The 17188-nt window shown below is 68.6% G+C and carries 13 protein-coding genes and 1 pseudogene; 8 read left to right on the top strand and 6 right to left on the bottom strand.

Features of this window, described 5'->3' with window-relative positions; all coding sequences use genetic code 11:
• Positions 1-9: 9 nt before the first annotated feature.
• Complete coding sequence (locus G8760_RS21020) at positions 10-1200, bottom strand: pyridoxal phosphate-dependent aminotransferase (protein WP_166354773.1); 1191 nt, start codon at positions 1198-1200, stop codon at positions 10-12.
• Positions 1201-1475: 275 nt separating this feature from the next.
• On the opposite strand from G8760_RS21020, the gene G8760_RS21015 reads away from it, so the two are divergent.
• The 4 genes and pseudogenes from G8760_RS21015 to G8760_RS21000 all read left to right on the top strand — a co-directional run bounded on the left by G8760_RS21015 (position 1476) and on the right by G8760_RS21000 (position 5842).
• Entirely contained in the window at positions 1476-2618 is a 1143-nt protein-coding gene (locus tag G8760_RS21015) for a putative F420-0 ABC transporter substrate-binding protein (RefSeq protein WP_207782559.1), read from the top strand.
• A 7-nt stretch (positions 2619-2625) separates the two neighbouring features.
• Positions 2626-3723 (top strand): annotated as a pseudogene (locus G8760_RS30945) (putative F420-0 ABC transporter permease subunit); the annotation flags it as partial.
• 108 nt (positions 3724-3831) lie between these two features.
• Positions 3832-4692 carry an ABC transporter ATP-binding protein gene (locus G8760_RS30940; RefSeq protein ID WP_343074438.1) on the top strand — a complete coding sequence of 287 codons (861 nt, stop codon included), beginning with the start codon at positions 3832-3834 and terminating at the stop codon, positions 4690-4692.
• Positions 4693-4864: 172 nt separating this feature from the next.
• Complete coding sequence (locus G8760_RS21000; protein ID WP_166354772.1) at positions 4865-5842, top strand: M28 family metallopeptidase; 978 nt, start codon at positions 4865-4867, stop codon at positions 5840-5842.
• 15 nt (positions 5843-5857) lie between these two features.
• On the opposite strand, the gene G8760_RS20995 is transcribed toward G8760_RS21000, so the two are convergent.
• The 4 genes from G8760_RS20995 to groES form a co-directional block, all read right to left on the bottom strand.
• On the bottom strand, positions 5858-7021 hold the full coding sequence (locus G8760_RS20995; protein WP_166354771.1) for a CapA family protein: 1164 nt from the start codon (positions 7019-7021) through the stop codon (positions 5858-5860).
• A gap of 40 nt (positions 7022-7061) precedes the next feature.
• Positions 7062-8057: a TIGR03557 family F420-dependent LLM class oxidoreductase gene (locus G8760_RS20990; protein ID WP_166354770.1), complete on the bottom strand. Its 996-nt coding sequence runs from the start codon at positions 8055-8057 to the stop codon at positions 7062-7064.
• A 165-nt stretch (positions 8058-8222) separates the two neighbouring features.
• Entirely contained in the window at positions 8223-9842 is a 1620-nt protein-coding gene (gene groL, locus G8760_RS20985) for a chaperonin GroEL (RefSeq protein WP_166354769.1), read from the bottom strand.
• Between the two features lie 126 nt (positions 9843-9968).
• Positions 9969-10268, bottom strand: coding sequence for a co-chaperone GroES (gene groES, locus G8760_RS20980; protein ID WP_166354768.1), 300 nt, complete (start codon positions 10266-10268; stop codon positions 9969-9971).
• A 301-nt stretch (positions 10269-10569) separates the two neighbouring features.
• Here groES and G8760_RS20975 point away from each other — a divergent pair, with 301 nt between their 5' ends.
• From G8760_RS20975 to G8760_RS29950, 3 genes are all read left to right on the top strand, one after another.
• A complete protein-coding gene (locus G8760_RS20975; protein ID WP_166354767.1) occupies positions 10570-11178 on the top strand; it encodes a hypothetical protein in 609 nt (202 codons plus the stop codon).
• 212 nt (positions 11179-11390) lie between these two features.
• Positions 11391-13544 (top strand): serine/threonine-protein kinase, encoded by a 2154-nt coding sequence (locus G8760_RS20970; RefSeq protein WP_166354766.1) that lies wholly within the window; start codon positions 11391-11393, stop codon positions 13542-13544.
• Between the two features lie 121 nt (positions 13545-13665).
• Complete coding sequence (locus G8760_RS29950) at positions 13666-14994, top strand: class I SAM-dependent methyltransferase (RefSeq protein WP_207782558.1); 1329 nt, start codon at positions 13666-13668, stop codon at positions 14992-14994.
• Between the two features lie 75 nt (positions 14995-15069).
• Here the strand turns inward: G8760_RS29950 and G8760_RS20955 are convergent, their stop codons facing one another.
• Positions 15070-15807 carry a glycerophosphodiester phosphodiesterase gene (locus G8760_RS20955; RefSeq protein WP_166354765.1) on the bottom strand — a complete coding sequence of 246 codons (738 nt, stop codon included), beginning with the start codon at positions 15805-15807 and terminating at the stop codon, positions 15070-15072.
• A gap of 93 nt (positions 15808-15900) precedes the next feature.
• Here G8760_RS20955 and G8760_RS20950 point away from each other — a divergent pair, with 93 nt between their 5' ends.
• Positions 15901-17115 (top strand): glutamate--cysteine ligase, encoded by a 1215-nt coding sequence (locus tag G8760_RS20950; RefSeq protein WP_166354764.1) that lies wholly within the window; start codon positions 15901-15903, stop codon positions 17113-17115.
• Positions 17116-17188: the final 73 nt, after the last annotated feature.

The following is a 17188-nucleotide window of genomic DNA, read 5'->3' as shown; positions in this document are numbered from 1 at the left end:
TTGAGGCGGCTACGTGCGCAGCCCCGCCAGGCGCTCGGCGGCCTCGCTGAGCACGTCGTCGCGTTTGCAGAACGCGAACCGCACCAGCGAACGCGCCGCCTCCTTGTCGTCGCAGAACACCGAGACGGGCACGGCCGCCACACCGGTCAGCTCGGGCAGCTTCCAGCAGAGGTCCAGTCCGTCGTCGAAACCCAGCGGGGCCACATCGGTGACGACGAAGTACGTGCCGGAGGTCGGAAGCACATCGAAGCCGGCCGCGGCCAACCCCTGGCTCAGCAGGTCGCGTTTGGCCTGTAGCTGACCGGCCAGCTCGGCGTAGAACGTGTCGTCGAGGCCCAGCGCTGCCGCGACCGCCGGCTGGAACGGGCCGCCGTTGACATAGGTGAGGAACTGTTTGACCGCCCGCGCCGCGGCGACCAGCTCCGCGGGGCCATGCATCCAGCCGATCTTCCAGCCGGTGACCGAGAACGTCTTGCCCGCCGACGAGATGGTGAGGGTCCGCTCGGCCATACCGGGAAGCGTCGCCATGGGCACGTGCCGCAGCCCGTCGAAGATCAGATGCTCGTAGACCTCATCGGTGACCACATACGCACCGTGTCGGGTGGCCAACTCCGCGATCAGCTCCAGCTCGGCGCGGGTGAACACCTTGCCGGTCGGGTTGTGTGGCGTGTTGAGCAGCACGAGCCGGGTGCGATCACCGAAGGCCTGCCGCAACTCGCCATCGTCAAATGTGAACGAGTCGAACGCGAACGACGGGCGGCGTAGCCGCACGGTGCGCCGCTGCGCCCCGGCCAGCGCGATCGAAGCGGCGTAGGAGTCGTAATACGGCTCGAACGTCACGACCTCGTCGCCCGGTTCGCACAACGCCAGGATGGTGGCCGCGATCGCCTCGGTGGCCCCGGCGGTGACGAGCACCTCTGCGTCAGGGTCGGGGTCCAGGCCGTAGAAGCGCTTCTGATGTTCGGCGATGGCCGTGCGCAGCGCTGGTACACCCAAGCCGGGCGGGTACTGGTTGGCGCCACCGTGAATGGCTTCGGCCGCCCGGTCCAGGATCAGCTGCGGGCCCTCGGTGTCGGGGAAGCCCTGGCCGAGGTTGATCGCGCCGGTGCGGACCGCCAACGCGGAGATCTCGGCGAAGATCGTCGAGGTGAACGGGCGCATCCGCGGGACGAGTGGGGAGTTCTGACGCGGCTCGGTCATGTCCGCCACTGTATCCGCCCCTCACCCACCCCCCTCCCGGTGATCATTGGCTTTTGACTACCGGATCCGGTAGTCAAAAGCCAATGATCACCGGGAGGGCATATGATGACAAACGGCCCTCGAGCACGGCTTGTGCTCTGATGTGTCTGCCCGACGAGTGGGCAGTTGGCCGACGGCCGACCTGACCGTCGTGTGACGTTTCGTCCCCGTCCCTGCCGCTGCCTGCGCGTTCACGCCCGTGGAATACGTGGCGGCAGACCACTGCTGGAGGCCTTGTGGCTCACCACTCCGTTCCCGCGGCTCGACACCACACGCCATCGCCCACCCCCACCTGGGCTCGCCGCACCGCAACACACCCGCGCGCCACCCACGCCGGCCGGCGTCGGATCCGGTCCTGGATGCTGGCCCCGTTGTCCGCCGTCGTCCTGCTCGCCGCATGCGGCTCCGACGACACCACCCCCGACGCCGACGAGCCGGCCACCGAAGCAGCAGCTTCCCCCGTCGCGGAGACCGGTCCGCTGACCCTCGACAACTGCGGATTCGAGGTCACCATCGACGAGCCGCCCCAGCGCGTCGTCACCATCAAATCGACGTCGACCGAGCTGATGCTCGCTCTGGGACTCGCTGACCGCATGATCGGCACGGCGTTCGCCGACGGGGCGGTGCTCGACGAGTACGCCGCCGACGCGGAGGACGTCCCCGTCCTATCCGAGCAAGTGCCGGGGCACGAAGCATTGCTGGCCGCCGAACCCGACTTCGTGTTCGGCGGCTGGGAGAGCAACTTCACCGTCGACACCGCCGGCGAACGCGACGCGTTGGCCGAGTTCGACGTCGCCACCTACGTCGCCCCGTCGGCCTGCAAAGACGCGGCGTACCAGCCGGACCCGATGACGTTCGAGCTGCTCTTCGACCACATCCGCGAGCTGGCCGGCATCTTCGACGTCGCCGACCGGGCCGAGGAGTTGATCGCCGAACAGCAAGCCCTGCGCGACGGCGTCGACGCCCCCGGTAGCGGGCTGACCGCCCTCTGGTACAGCTCCGGAGAAGACGCACCGTACGTCGGCGGCGATATCGGCGCACCATCCATGATGATGCGCGAGCTGGGCTTCGAGAACATCTTCGCCGACATCGACGACACGTGGTCCAACGTCGGCTGGGAGCAGGTCATCGAACGCAACCCCGACGTGATCATTCTGGTGGACGCCGCGTGGAACACCGCGGAGAACAAGATCAACCTGCTGGCGTCGAATCCCGCCACCGCCGTTCTCCCGGCTGTCGAGGAACAGCGGTACCTGACCCTGCCGTTCCCGGCGGCCGAAGCCGGAGTCCGCAACGCACAAGCCGTCGTGGACCTCGCCGACCAACTCGCCCAGCTCGACTTCCCCGACACCGCCGGCACCACCGACACCACCGGGTGAGGCCGCCATGACCGCCACCCCGCTGACCGCGCCCGCAACCCGCCGGTCCACCGGCACCCCGCACCCCGATCCGCCCGCCAGTGGTCGGCCGGTACCGGCGGCCATGTGGACCGGCGTAATGTCGGCGCTGCTCGTGCTGTCCGTCACCCTCGCGGTCACCATCGGCTCGGCCGACATCAGCATGCTCGACGTGTGGCGCTCCATCGGCACCCACCTGGGCCTCGACCGGGTCGGCTTGCAACCCTCGCCGCTCTCGCCGCAGATGGACGGCATCGTGTGGGACGTCCGCCTGCCACGAGTGCTCACGGCGGGTGCGGTAGGTGCGGCGCTCGCCTTGTGCGGGGCGATCATGCAGACGCTGACCCGCAACCCCATGGCCGACCCGTACCTGCTGGGCCTGTCGTCGGGGGCGTCAGTAGGTGCCGTCGTGGTGCTCGTCCTGGGCGCCACTCAGTTCACCCTGCCCGCGGCCGCCTTTGGTGGTGCGGTCCTGGCGTTGGTGGCCACACTCACCTTGGCCAACCGGCGCGGCGAGCTGCCACCCACACGCACCATCCTGGCCGGGCTGGCGGTGTCCTACCTATGCGCGGCCATCACCTCGTTCGTCATCTTCTGGTCGGCCACCGGCGACTCGTACCGCAGCATTCTCAGCTGGCTGCTGGGCTCACTCGGCGGCCGGACCTGGAGCGACGTCGCCATCGTCACGGTGGCCGTCGTGGTGATCGGGGCGGTGCTGCTCTCGCGGGCCAGGACACTCGACGCGTTCGCCTTCGGGGACGGCACCGCGTCCGCCCTGGGCGTCAACGTCAACGCCACCCGGTGGACCCTGCTCACCCTGGTGGCGTTGCTGACCGGAGCCGCGGTCGCGGTCAGTGGCGCCATCGGATTCGTCGGCCTGATGGTGCCGCACGCGGTCCGGCTGATCGCCGGCGCCGGGCACCGTCGGGTGTTGCCGCTGGCGGCTCTCGTCGGGGCGAGTTTCCTGATCTGGGCCGACACGCTCGCGCGGACCGTGTTCGACCCCCGCGAGCTACCGGTCGGCGTGGTGACCGCCTTCCTCGGTGCACCCGCCTTCGCCATTCTGTTACGACGACGCCGCGCCGCCGGCCGGGCCCCCGCGGCCCGGCGCGGCCGCAGCAACGGCACGAACCCCGGTGCACCACCTCAGGACAGCTGGAACGGAGGACCCTCTCGCGGTGCCGTCGAGGCGGAAGTGACCGGGACCAACGGCGCATTGCCGGCCACGAACGGGGCATCCACCCATCACCCGTTCGCGACGGGCGGGCCTGGGGCGGGGATCACGGCGCGGCGCACCACCCTTGCCGATCCGCTGCGCGTCGGCGACGTGTCGTGGTCGGTGGACGGGACACTCATCGTCGACGGGGTCGATATCAGCGTCGCCCCCGGAACGCTGACCGGACTGCTCGGCCCGAACGGCTCGGGCAAGAGCAGCCTGCTCCGCGCCGTGGCCGGGATCAGCCGGCCCGACCATGGCGCGGTGATGCTGGGTGAACAGGACCTGCTCACCATGCGGCGCCGCGAGCGGGCCCGACGAGTGGCCGTCGTGGAGCAGGAGACCTCCACCGACATCCCACTGAGAGTGCTCGACGTCGTCCTACTGGGCCGTACGCCGCACCGTCCGTCGGCGGACGACGAACGGATCGCCCTCGACGCGCTCGGTAGCACGGGTCTCCGGCATGTCGCCGACCGAGACTGGCACACGTTGTCCGGCGGCGAACGTCAACGGGTCCACCTGGCCCGGGCGCTCGCGCAGGAGCCCGAACTGCTGCTGCTCGACGAGCCGACCAACCACCTAGACGTGCACTACCAACTAGCCCTGCTGGAGAACGTCTCCACTCTGGGTGTCACCACGCTGGCGGCCTTACACGACCTCAACCTGGCGGCCGCGTATTGCGACCAGGTGGTGGTGCTCGACGGCGGGCGGGTCGCCGCAGCGGGACCTCCGGACGACGTCCTGGTCCCCGACGTCATCCGGCGGGTGTTCGGTGTCGACTGCGACGTGTACCGGCATCCACGCACCGGACGGCCGGTACTCGTGTTCTCGCCCGGCTGACCCACCCGCCGGTCCGACCCATCCTCGCCGGGCCCCCATCCCCACCGGGCCGCCCCATCCCCACCGGGCCGCCCCATCCCCACCGGGCCGCCCCATCCCCACCGGGCCGACCCTGCCATTCCCCTGCCGGGCGCTCGCTCAGCCGCCCTTGGGCGTGTTATCCAGGATGAGTATGCGCCTGTCCCGCATGTTGGTCCCGTTGGCCACGGCTGCCCTACTGGTGGCCTGTTCCGCCGACGACGCGTCGACGCCGGCCGGCCCGGAGCCGCCACGGGACACCCCATCTCTGCCTCAGGAGCCACCGGACACTGCCCGTCCGACAGCGACGGTGGTTCCCCCGGAGCCGGTGGAGTTCGACGCTGCCGCCGCCTTCGCGTTCGTCGAACATCTCGCCGACGGCATCGGACCACGCGAGGCGACGTCCGCCGCGTTCCACGAGGCCGCGGGCGATGTCGAGGAGGTCCTCACCGCCCTTGGCTACGACGTGGATCAGGTGCCGGTCCCAGTACCCTCGGGCGACTCCTGGGGTGTCGAGGTGCCCGAAGGTGAGTCGGCCAACGTCATCGCGGATCCGCCCGGCTTCGACGCCGGCACACCCTATGTGATCGTCGGCGCGCACCTCGACACCGTCCCTCAAGCTCCGGGAGCGGAGGACAACGCGTCCGGGGTGGCCGTCATGCTCGAGTTGGCCCGGATGTCAGCGGCCGATCCACCGGAGGTGCCGGTGCGGTTCATCGCGTTCGGGGCCGAGGAGCCGCGCGGGCCTGGTGACGCCCTGCACCATTTCGGCTCGCAGCAGTATGTAGCCGACATGCCCGCGGCCGAGCAGGACGCGCTGGTCGCCATGGTGTCTCTGGACCGGGTGGGGGTGCCGGCCGAGGCGGTGCCCGTCTGCACCGGTGGTACCGGCACCACGTCGATCATGGATGCCCTGGTGGAGGCCGCCGAGGGTGTCGACGTCGCCACCGAGACCTGCGAGAACCGGGCCAGCGACCACTGGTCCTTCGAGAAGGCCGAGCTACCCGCGGCCCGGCTCGGCAGCGTGCCGTACGCCGGCTATCACTCGCCGGACGATGTTCCGTCGGTTGTCGACCCCGACCAGCTCGATCGCGTGGGCACCGTCGTGTGGGCCTGGCTGACCACCCTGTGACGACGCTCGGTGCGGTCACCGATCAGGCAATGGTTCCACGTCGGCGCAGTCCCGCAGGTGATGGAAGTCGTCGATCATCTGCTGCGCGTCATCCCCGTCGGCGAATTCCGGTACGCCGTCGGCACCGATCGTCGCCGGAGCCCACTGTTCGTCGACCACCTCGCCGTCGTTCACGGTCACGGTGAGTACCCCCGTGGCGGAGGCTTCCGCCGAGCCCTGCCGGTACCACACGGCGTTACCGAGCCCGTAGGCCACGTACCCGTCGTCGACCAGCCCAGCGCCCTGGAGCCGGTGTGCGTGGCTACCAACGACGACGTCGGCACCGGCGGCCGCTAGCTCACCGGCCAGCTGTTGCTGGGACTGGCTCGGGCAACTCTCACCTTGGACACCCCAGTGCATGTAGACGACCACCACGTCGGCGTCGTCGCGAGCGGTGGTCACCGCGTCGAGCAGCGGAGCCGGGTCTAGAGCAACCGCGATGCCGGGGTCGTCGGCGGTTGCGGCCCAATGGTCGGTGGGATCGGCGGTGGGGTCGTCGGGGGTCGACGCACCCAGAACGGCCACCCGGGTGCCGTCGACGTCATGCAGCGCAGGTGCGAAAGCCTCGTCCTGGTCCACCCCGATGCCAACGACGGAGAGCTGGTCACGCCGCGCCGACGCGGCCGCCAACGTCTCGGCGAACCCGTCCGGACCGAAGTCCATGGCGTGATTGTTGGCCATGGTGACGACGTCCACCCCGGCGGCGGCCAACGCGTCGAAGGCCACCGGCGGCGCCTGGAAGGTGAAACGTTTGGGCTCCGGAGTACCGGTAGTTCCTACCGCCGATTCCAGGTTGACCACCGCGAGATCGGCCGCCGACAGCTTGTCGGCCAGCGGCCCCAGGGCGGTGTCGGGATCGTCGAGGCGGGCACGTAGTTGATCCTCGAAGTGGATGTCCCCGGCGAAGGCCAAGGTGACCACCCCGGCCGGGTCCGGTTGCTCCTCCGGCGGTGCGGTGTCCGTCGGTACGGACTCCGTCGGTGCGGATTCCGTCGGTACGGATTCCGTCGGTACGGTGTCCGAAGGCGGGGTCCGCGTCGGTGGGGATCCCGTCGGCGTCGGCGGTGGAGCGTCGCCGCCGCATCCCGCCAGCACCAGGACCGCCCCGATCCCGACGGCCCCCACCCTCCCCATGATCATGAACACTTACCCCGGTGATAACACGGCAAAGTGTTCATGATCATGGGGAGAGGCGGGGTAGGACCTCGCGGCCGAACACCTTGAGCCACGCCCGCTGATCGGTTCCGACGTTGTGCAGATAGACGTGAGTGGCGCCGGCATCGAGGTAACGCTGGATCTCGCGGCGGTGCTCGTCCGGATCCGCCGAGATGAGCAGCTGTCCCTGAAAGTGTTCTGGGCGTACCAGCCGAGCCATCTGCTCGATGTCGTGTGGCGACCGGACGTCGGCCTTGGAGAAACGCATGGCGCCGTTGGGCCACTCGCGTACCGCCTGCGCCGCGGCCTCATCCTCATCCGGTGCCCATGACAGGTGAACCTGTACCACCTTCGCCAGCGTATCGGGGTCCTTGCCGGCCGAACGAGCGCCTTCGTCGAAGCGGCCGAACAGCGCCGCCACCTTCTCCCGCGACGTGGCGACGGTGATGATCCCGTCGCATGCGGCACCCGCCCGGCGCGCCGTGACCGGGCCCGACGTCGCCACGTAGATCGGCGGTGGGGTTGCTGGCCGGGTCCACAACCGGGTTCGTTCGAGGGTGAAGAACCGGCCGTCGTGCCGCACGTCGCGGCCGCTGAACAACTTCTGGATGATCTCGATGGCCTCGAACATCCGCGCGATACGCTGCGGCGCCTCGGGCCAGTATCCCCCGACGACGTGTTCGCTGATGGCTTCGCCGGATCCGATGCCGAGCCAGTGCCGGCCCGGATACATCGACTCCAAGGTGGCCGCGGCCTGCGCCACGACGGCCGGGTGCCACCGGAACGAGGGGCAGGTGGCACCAACTCCGACGCCGCCGCGGGTCCGCTCGGCCATCGCCGTCATGACGTTCCATACGAAACCGGCCTGCCCCTGGTGCGGGGTCCATGGCTGGAAGTGGTCGTCGGCCATGATGCCGTCGAAACCGGCGTCTTCGGCGTCGACGGCGAGCTGGACGGCCTCCGCCGGAGCGAACCGTTCGAGCATCGCCGCGTACCCGACCCGCGCCTTCGCGGCTGCCATGACCCTCCTCGACGTCCGGTGAGCTGGTGACCGGCCGGATCGCAGAGCGGGGGTTCACCCGCCGCGCGGCGTAGGTGAACCCCCGATGCCCGCCGGTTCTTCCCCATCATGGCGGGGAGAACCGGTGCGAGCGCTCTCGATCAATCCCGGTGACGATGACCTCGGTCAGTGACCGTGACCATGGCCGTGTCCGCCGGCGGGCTCCTCTTCTTCCTCCGGCTTGTCTACGACGAGCACCTCGGTGGTGAGCAACATCGCCGCGATGGACGCGGCATTGGCCACCGCGGAACGAGTTACCTTCACCGGGTCGAGCACACCGTCGACGAGCAAGTCGCCGTAGATGCCGGTAGCGGCGTTGAAGCCATGCCCAGCCGGGCCTTCGGACACCTTCGACACGACGACGTGGCCGTTCTCTCCGGCGTTCTCGGCGATCCAGCGCAGCGGCTCGCTCAGGGCATCCCGAACGATCGAGACACCAACCTTCTCGTCACCGCTGAGCCCGAGGTCGCCGTCGAGCGCCGACCGGGCGTGCACGAGCGCTGCGCCACCGCCGGAGACGATGCCTTCCTCGATAGCGGCCCGCGTCGCGGACACCGCGTCCTCGATGCGGTGCTTGCGCTCCTTGAGCTCCACCTCGGTAGCCGCGCCGACCCGGATGACACCAACACCGCCGGCCAGCTTGGCCAGCCGCTCCTGCAGCTTCTCGCGGTCCCAGTCGGAGTCGGTGTTGTCGATCTCGCTACGGATCTGGGCGACCCGCGCTTCGACGTCGGCGTGTGAGCCCCCGCCGTCGACGACCGTGGTGTCTTCCTTGGTGACGACGATGCGCCGAGCCGTACCCAGTACTTCCAGGCCGACCTGGTCGAGCTTGAGCCCGACCTCCTCGGCGACAACCTGGGCGCCGGTGAGCACCGCGAGGTCCTGCAACATGGCCTTACGGCGGTCGCCGAAACCTGGCGCCTTGACGGCGACCGAGCTGAACGTGCCTCGGATCTTGTTGACCACGAGTGTGGCCAGCGCCTCGCCCTCGAGATCCTCCGCCACGATCAGCAGCGGCTTCCCGCTCTGGATGACCTTCTCCAGCAGCGGAACGACGTCGGCGACCGCCGAGATCTTCGACTGGTGGATGAGGATGTAAGCGTCCTCCAGGATGGTCTCCTGGCGGTCGGGATCGGTGACGAAATGCGGGCTCAGGAAACCCTTGTCGAACTGCATACCCTCGGTGAACTCGAGTTCGGTGCCGAAGGTCTGCGACTCGTCGACGGTGATGACGCCGTCTTTGCCGACCTTGTCGAACGCATCGGCGATGATCTCGCCGATGCTGGGGTCCTGGGCGGAGACGGCGGCTACCGAGGCGATGGACGACTTCTCGTCAACCGGCTTGGCGGACTCCAGCAACCGGTTGGTGATGGCCTCGACCGCGGCGTCGATACCGCGCTTGACCAACATGGGGCTAGCGCCTGCCGCGACCGCCCGCAGGCCACGGTGCACCATGGCCTGGGCCAGCACGGTGGCGGTGGTGGTGCCGTCACCGGCGATGTCGTTGGTCTTGGTGGCGACCTCTTTGGCCAGCTGCGCGCCGAGGTCTTCGTACGGGTCGTCCAGCTCGATCTCACGGGCGATGGTGACGCCGTCGTTGGTGATAGTGGGCGAACCGTACTTCTTGTCGATGACGACGTTGCGGCCCTTCGGGCCGAGTGTCACCTTGACGGTGTTCGCCAGGGTGTCGACACCGCGTTCCAAGCTGCGCCGGGCAGCGTCGTCGAACTCGAGAATCTTGGGCATGACTGCTGTTGTCCTTCCACATCTAGAACGACACCCCGGCGCGGCGCCGGCACGCCACGAGCCGAAAACCGGCCCGTCGGCGGCTCACGCCGTGCCGGGGTGTCGTACTGGTGACGACCTAGGCCGTCACTTGTTGACGACGGCGAGAACGTCGCGGCTGGACAGGATCAGCAGCTCGTCGCCGCCGTACTTGACCTCGGTGCCCCCGTACTTGGAGTACAGGACAACGTCGCCGACCTTGACGTCGACGGGAATGCGCTTGGAGCCGGCGTCGTCCCACCGGCCTTCGCCGACGGCTACGACCTCGCCCTCCTGGGGCTTCTCCTTGGCGGTGTCCGGAATGACGAGTCCGGATGCGGTGGTCTGTTCCGCCTCGAGCGGCTTGACCACAATGCGATCATCGAGTGGCTTGATGGAGACCGACACGTGTCTGACCTCCCCTTTCGCGGGATGTCACGGATGCTTTTGTCTGGACCGGCCAAGTGCCGCCGTCGTCGCGGTGCCAGCGGTACCGACCATTGGCACTCTCACTAGGAGTGTGCCAATACTGAACTTAGCCAATGCCTTAGCACTCGGTCAAGGCGAGTGCTAGTGCCGTGGGCGAAAACTGGGCGCTGACGTCGTAGCGACGGACCGGGATGATGCCCACCAGCCACAACGCCATGCGGGCCACTCAACGCGTCCACCCACCGGCTCGGCGCTACGGGACAGCGACGATGATGACCCTATGAAGAAGAATGTCGCATTAGTCGTCGGACTGGCTGTCATCGTCTCGGTGATCGCGGTCGGCGTCTATTGGACGTTCGGCGACGGACCGGGAGGAGCGCGCGACGACGTCCCCACCGCCAGCACGACGGCCGAACCGGCCGCGACGGCCACCCCCACCGCGGCCTGCGCCGCCCCTCCGGATCATGACCACGAGACATCATCCGACTGTGTCCCGATCGACGTGGAGGACTACCTACGCGACAACCGCGCCTACCGGGAACGCGACGAGCCGGACGCTGATGCGCAGCAGAGCGCCGACGAAGCCTTGCCGGCCATCGAAGGTGCGCTGGCACCCCTGGCCGAGCGCGACATGGTGAGCCCACAAGACATCCGCGACACACTGGCTGCCGCCGGATACGACCAGGGGGTGCAGATCCGGCCCTTCACCGACGACGACACCGAGCCGCTGCCCGCCGTCACCGTCGCGGTGGCAACCGGCGGCGCTTGTGTGTTCGGCACGGTGTCCACCGAAGCCGCCGCCGACCCCGGCGCTGGCACCCTGGAAAGTGGTGTCGAGCTCGAGGTGGGCGGGTTCATCGCCGACGGCGGATGTCTCCCCGCACACTGATCGAAACGTCTCCGCCGGCATCCTCCACGGGCCCCAATGTGCGGCCCGTCATGTTTGGTGGCGTAGCCCAGCTCACATCGCGTGGCTCGGCCCGGGTTAAAGGCCGCATTCGCGACTAAACTCGTCACTCGTTGCCGCCTCGGCTCGCCTGGCCGAGTGCGGCCATGGGCATGCCGCCCAGATCGACCACCGGATGGAAGTGCTTTTTCGACATGGCTGTGCTGGCGGATCGTTACGAACTCGGCGAGCCGCTCGGGTCAGGCGGGATGGCCCGAGTGGTCGCCGCCTACGACCACGTGCTGCATCGAGACGTCGCGATCAAGTTGATCCACGACGCCTTCGCCGGCGACGCGATCAGCCGGGAACGGATGCTGCGCGAGGCACGGGCCGCGGCCAGTCTGCACCACCACAACACGGTTGCGGTGTTCGACGCCGGCGAAACGGACGGGCGACCGTTCATCGTTATGGAACGGGTGGTGGGCCGTAGTCTCGCCGACCGGCTCCGCGACGAGGGCCCGCTGTCGGTGGCCGAGACCATCGCCATCGCCGACGCGGTGCTGTCCGCACTCAGCGCCGCCCATACCCGCAGGCTTGTGCACCGTGACGTCAAGCCCTCCAACATCCTGCTGCCGGACGCTGGTGGGGTCAAACTCGCCGACTTCGGGATCGCCAAGGCGCTCGCCGAGACCAGTGCCGGACTGACGAGCACCGGTCAACTGCTTGGCACCCCCCGCTATTTGGCCCCGGAACAGATCGCCGGGCGCCCCGCGAGTCCGGCCAGCGACCTGTACTCACTCGGTGTCGTCCTCTACCAGTGCCTGACCGGCGAACCCCCGTTCACCGCGGACACCCCACTGGCCGAAGCCCTCGCCCACCAACGTGAGCCGGTGCCGTCCGTCTCCGACGATGCACCACACGCTCCCGTCGCCGTGGCGCGAGCGATCGAACGCGCCATGGCCAAGGAGCCGGAGGGCCGGTTCGTCGACGCCGCCACGATGCGCCGGGCGCTACGCGATCCCGCCGTCACGTCGGCGCCACCTCCACCCGCCGCGTCGGCGTTGGCGACCGCGGCCGGTTCGGCCGGCGACGACACCGACCCAACGCAATACATACCCGGTCCACCCCAGCCCGGACCGGGCGAGACCGCCGTCACCCAGGCAGTCACGGCGATCACCGAACCCGTCTCCGCCGCGGCCGGTTCCGACCCCGACGAGCAGCCCACCGAGGTCGCGGCGCCCGTCTCCGCCGCGGCCGGTTCCGACCCCGACGAGCAGCCAACGGAGGTCGCGGAACCGGTCACGGCCGTCACCCGGCGCCAGACCGCGGTCACTCAGCCGGCGACTGCCGCCACAGCCGTCGTTCCCCCGCCGCCACCAGGCGAGACACGGCTGTTGGAGCCGGCCGGGCCCGACGGCGACACCCCAGACACGTCATCGGGGAGCGGATCGAAACGTCGCTGGGTGATCGTCGCCGCCGTTGTCGCCGCCGTCGCTCTGATCGTCATCCTGTTGGTGAACGCCAACCGGTCCGGGTCGGACGACCTTCCCTCCGACCCGCCGCCCGCCGACGACGGAGGCGATTCCGGAGAGGATTCCGGTGATGGTGACCCTGGGCAGTCCGGCCAGGACGGCGGCGACGAGTCCGGTGCCGGTGGAGGCCGGGGCGACGAGCCTCGGGTCCCGGACGACGGCCAACCGGGCGACGAAGGGTCGCAGGACGACGACCCGGACGATTCCGACACGGGCGACGACACCGGCAGCGACGAGCAGGGTGAGGGTGACGGCGGCGACATCGGTGACGAGGACGGCGAGGACGGCGGCGACGACAACGGCGACGCTGATGGCGACGACGGCGGCGGCGACGATCCCGACCAAACCGACCCCGAGGACGACCTCGACGACCTGATCGACGACCTCGACGAAGATCCGGACGACGCCGGCGAGCAGGGCGAGGACCTAGTGGAAGGGCTCGCGAAGGTCCGGGACGAGAACAACACCGACAAACGCGCGGAGCGGGCCCGCAAGCTCGTCGAAGAGACGGCTTCCTGGCTGGCCAAGGGCGAGTTGACCGCTGCGGCCGGAGGTGCGGCGATCCGGGTCCTCAATCCCATCGGGCGACCTGCCGATCCGGCTCTGGCGGCCCCGAACGATCTGTTCATCGAGGTTGCCCTGGATAAACGAGGGTGGGGCGAGAAGGCCGACAACCTGCTGTCCGACCTGAACGACGTACTCGCGGCCGGCGATCCACGTTCCGTCGCCAAGGAGGCTGATGATCTGCTCGACGACCTCGAGGACTGGATCGACGACGGTGAGATCGAGCAACGGCGTGGCAGCCGGGCGGCCGCCGTGCTGCGCCGGTTGACGTGACGGCGGCTCCATCCCCGGGATGCCCGCGCACGCGAGCCAGCCGGCCCTAGTACAACGTCTAAGAACGAAAAGCTGAGAGTCTGAGCGGGAGCCGAACCTGGTGGGCTCGGAGAGGGCGGTCATGGACGTCGACACACTGCACACCCTCGCCGCACCCGAGGGAGCGGCACTCCTCGCCGAGGCCAGCCGCTGGCATGGAATCGAGGACGAGTTCGCGCTCGGTTCCCGGTTGCGGCGGGCGCATGAGCCGGACCTCGTGGCCGCCGCGCTGACCCAGGCAGGGTTGCGGCGGCGGGCGGCCGCCAAGTTCGATCCCGACGACGCCACCCGCATGTACTTCACCACCGATGGTTTCGAGCAAGCCACCAGGGCGGTGGTGGCGCGGCACCGGGCCACGCGCATCGCCGCCGCGCGCCCGGGCGGCCGGGTCCTCGACCTCTGCTGCGGTATCGGAGGCGACCTCGTCGAGCTGGCCCGAGCCGGCCTCACCGTCACCGGTGTTGATGCCGATCAGCTGACCACGGAGGTCGCCCGGCTCAACATCGCCGTCCTGGGCCTTGAGGGCCGGGCTCGGGTGCTCACCGCCGATGCTACGGCCGCCGACCGATCCGGCATGGACGTCGTCACCTGCGATCCGGGCCGGCGCACCGCACGTGGCCGGGTGTTCGACCCCGGTGCGTATCAGCCCCCGTGGAGCTTTGTGCTGGAGTTGCTCTCCACCGAGACGGCCTGTGTGAAGGTTGCGCCCGGCATCCCGCACGACATCATCCCGACGGGAGTGGAAGCCGAGTGGGTCTCGGACCGTGGCGAGGTGAAGGAGGCCGCCCTGTGGTCGCCGACACTGGCCAGCGCCCGACGACGGGCCACGGTCCTCCAACCGAATGGGCGCCTGGATGGCGCCGCGCTGTTGGATGGCAGGCGCCGTACCGACCGAACCGCTGCGTCGATGGACGACGACGGTGCACCGTTCCGGCCGGCGGACGCATCGGCCGGCTATGCCGATGCGGATGAGGCCAGCCAGTCGACGGCGGTCGCAACGATGACCGACGCCGACGACCCCGGCGTAGCCGACGTACGCCCAGGCGGGCGATTCATCTACGAACCCGACGGTGCGGTGATCCGAGCCGGGCTGGTCACCGGGGTGGCGGCGAGCGTCGACGGCTGGTTGCTCGACCCGTCGATCGCGTATGTCAGCAGCGATACCTACGCGTCCACACCGTTCGCCCGTGGATACCGCGTCGTCGACGTCTTGCCGTACGACGTCAAGGTCCTGCGCGGGTACGTTCGCGAGCACCGACTCGGCACCCTGGCGATCAAGAAACGTGGCGTCGGGGTGGTACCGGAGCAGTTACGCCGCCAGCTCCGGCCACGTGGCCGGCAGAGCGCGACGTTGATCGTCACCAGGGTGGCGGGGGCGGCGACCGTCTTCGTCACCGCGCCGATGACCTGACCGTCCCGGCAACGGGATCACCCCTGCGCCCCCCGGGGCCACCTCTGGTATCCGGGGTCACCTCTGGTATCCGGGTCATCCAGCAACGGGGCGACCCGTCACCGCACGGACCATCCGGTCGACGTAGTCGCTGTAGACGGCGTCGACACCGGTCGCGAGTAGACGGTGCAGCACGTCGTCGGTATGGGCCTCGTAACCGAATGCCAGAACGCCGTGCTCGTGGGCGATCGCGACGTGGTCGGCGGTCCAATCGACCTGATTCATGTTGAGCACGTCGATGCCGCTGCTGGCCAGGGTGGCGGCGCGGCGGGCGAGGCCCTCGTCGATGCGGTCGAGCCGGGTGGAGTCGACGAGACGGACATCGGCGCTGGCCGCCCGCCATCGACGGACGATTGTCCAGTCCGGGTGACACAACCACAGCCGCCCTACCGCACCTGAACCGGCGGCGCGGGCGATATCCAGAATCCGCGCGGCGGTGGCCACGTCTTTGACGTCGAGCGACAGCTCGTAATCGGTGCCACAGCTCGCGTAGAGCTCGTCGAGGGTGGGGATGTACGCGGGCAACTCCGCACGGGTGACGTCGGCCGCGGCGAGTCGACCGTCGGCCCCGAACCGACCGTCGTGGTCGAGGATCACGTCGCCGTCGGCAGTGAGCCAGGCATCACTCTCCAGGCCCGTGGCGCCCATACGCAACGCCATCTGGAAGGCGTCGAGGGTGTTCTCCGGAGCATGGGCACTGGCGCCGCGATGGGCGAACGCGATGGGGCGGGATCGGTGGTGGTCGACACCCGAGGCGCTCTCGGCAACAGTCATAACCAACCCGACCATTCGTGACAAAACCCGTAAGAAAGTAGCAGATTGCTACCATCCGTTCCATGTTTGGTCACTCTGTGTCACACTCCAACAATGGAGATCCCATTCACTTCCTCAGATCGTGCCAGTCTCGGCATTGAATGGGAACTCCAGCTCATCGACCTGCACACCCGTGAGCTATCCCCTGGCGCGGTGGAAATCCTCGCCGACATCTGTCCGCAAGACGCACCGGAACATCCCAAGGCCAAACACGAACTGTTCCAGTCCACTATTGAGATCATCACCGGCGTCTGCACCGAGGTGTCAGAGGCCCGGGCCGACCTAGCCGAGACACTAAAGACCGTGTCCGACGCCGCGTCCCGCCGTGGCCTCGGCATCATGTGCGCCGGCAGCCACCCCATCACCGACTGGAACGATCAGAAGATCAGCCCCAAGGCGCGCTACCACCAGCTGGTGGAACAACTGCAATGGTTAGCCCGCCGGCTCCAAATCTTCGGCGTACACGTCCACGTCGGCATCCGTTCGCCGCACAAGGCCATTCCCATCGTCAACGCGCTGACGTTCTACATCCCGCATTTTCTGGCGCTTTCGGCGTCGTCGCCCTATTGGGTCGGGCATGACACCGGACTCGCGTCGGCGCGCACCAAGGTATTCGAAGCACTGCCCACGGCCGGCCTGCCCTACCAGATGTCTGGCTGGAACCAGTTCGAGCGTTTCATGCAGACGTTGATTTCCGCGCAGACCGTCGAATCGGTCCGCGAAGTGTGGTGGGACGTCCGCCCACACCCCGACTTCGGCACAGTTGAGCTGCGAGTCTGTGACGGCATTCCCACCTTCGACGAGATCGGCATCGTGGCCGCCTTCGCCCAGACACTGGTCCACAAACTCGACCACGAACTCGACCGCGGCTACACCCTGCCCAATCCGCGCAGTTGGGTGGTCCGGGAGAACAAGTGGCGAGCCGCCCGGTTCGGGCTCGACGCCGAGATCATCACCGACGAGAACGGCACTACGGTCCCGCTCCGTCCGGCAATCCTTGATTTGGCCGACGATCTCATGCCGATTGCGCGTAGACTCGGCTGCGCTGATGAGCTCGCACAGGTCGAGCACCTGTTGCGGATCGGTGCGAGCTATCAGCGCCAACGCGCCGTCGCGGAGGCCAGTGGCGGAGACCTCACCAAGGTCGTCGACGGCCTTCTCGACGAGATGAGAACTGGACTACTAGTGCCATCGAACCACCCGGTGGCAGGCGTCCCGCAGCCGAGGTCGGCCACGAGCGACGATCTCGCGCCCGACGCAGTAGCCTGATCCAGGCTCATCCGCTAAAGAGTAGTTTCGGCCAGCCGGTGCTGCCCGCGGCAGCGAGCCGGCGATGAATTAT

The organism is Phytoactinopolyspora limicola, from assembly GCF_011320225.1.
Lineage (GTDB): Bacteria > Actinomycetota > Actinomycetes > Jiangellales > Jiangellaceae > Phytoactinopolyspora > Phytoactinopolyspora limicola.
This window is presented reverse-complemented; position numbering and strand designations above follow the sequence as displayed.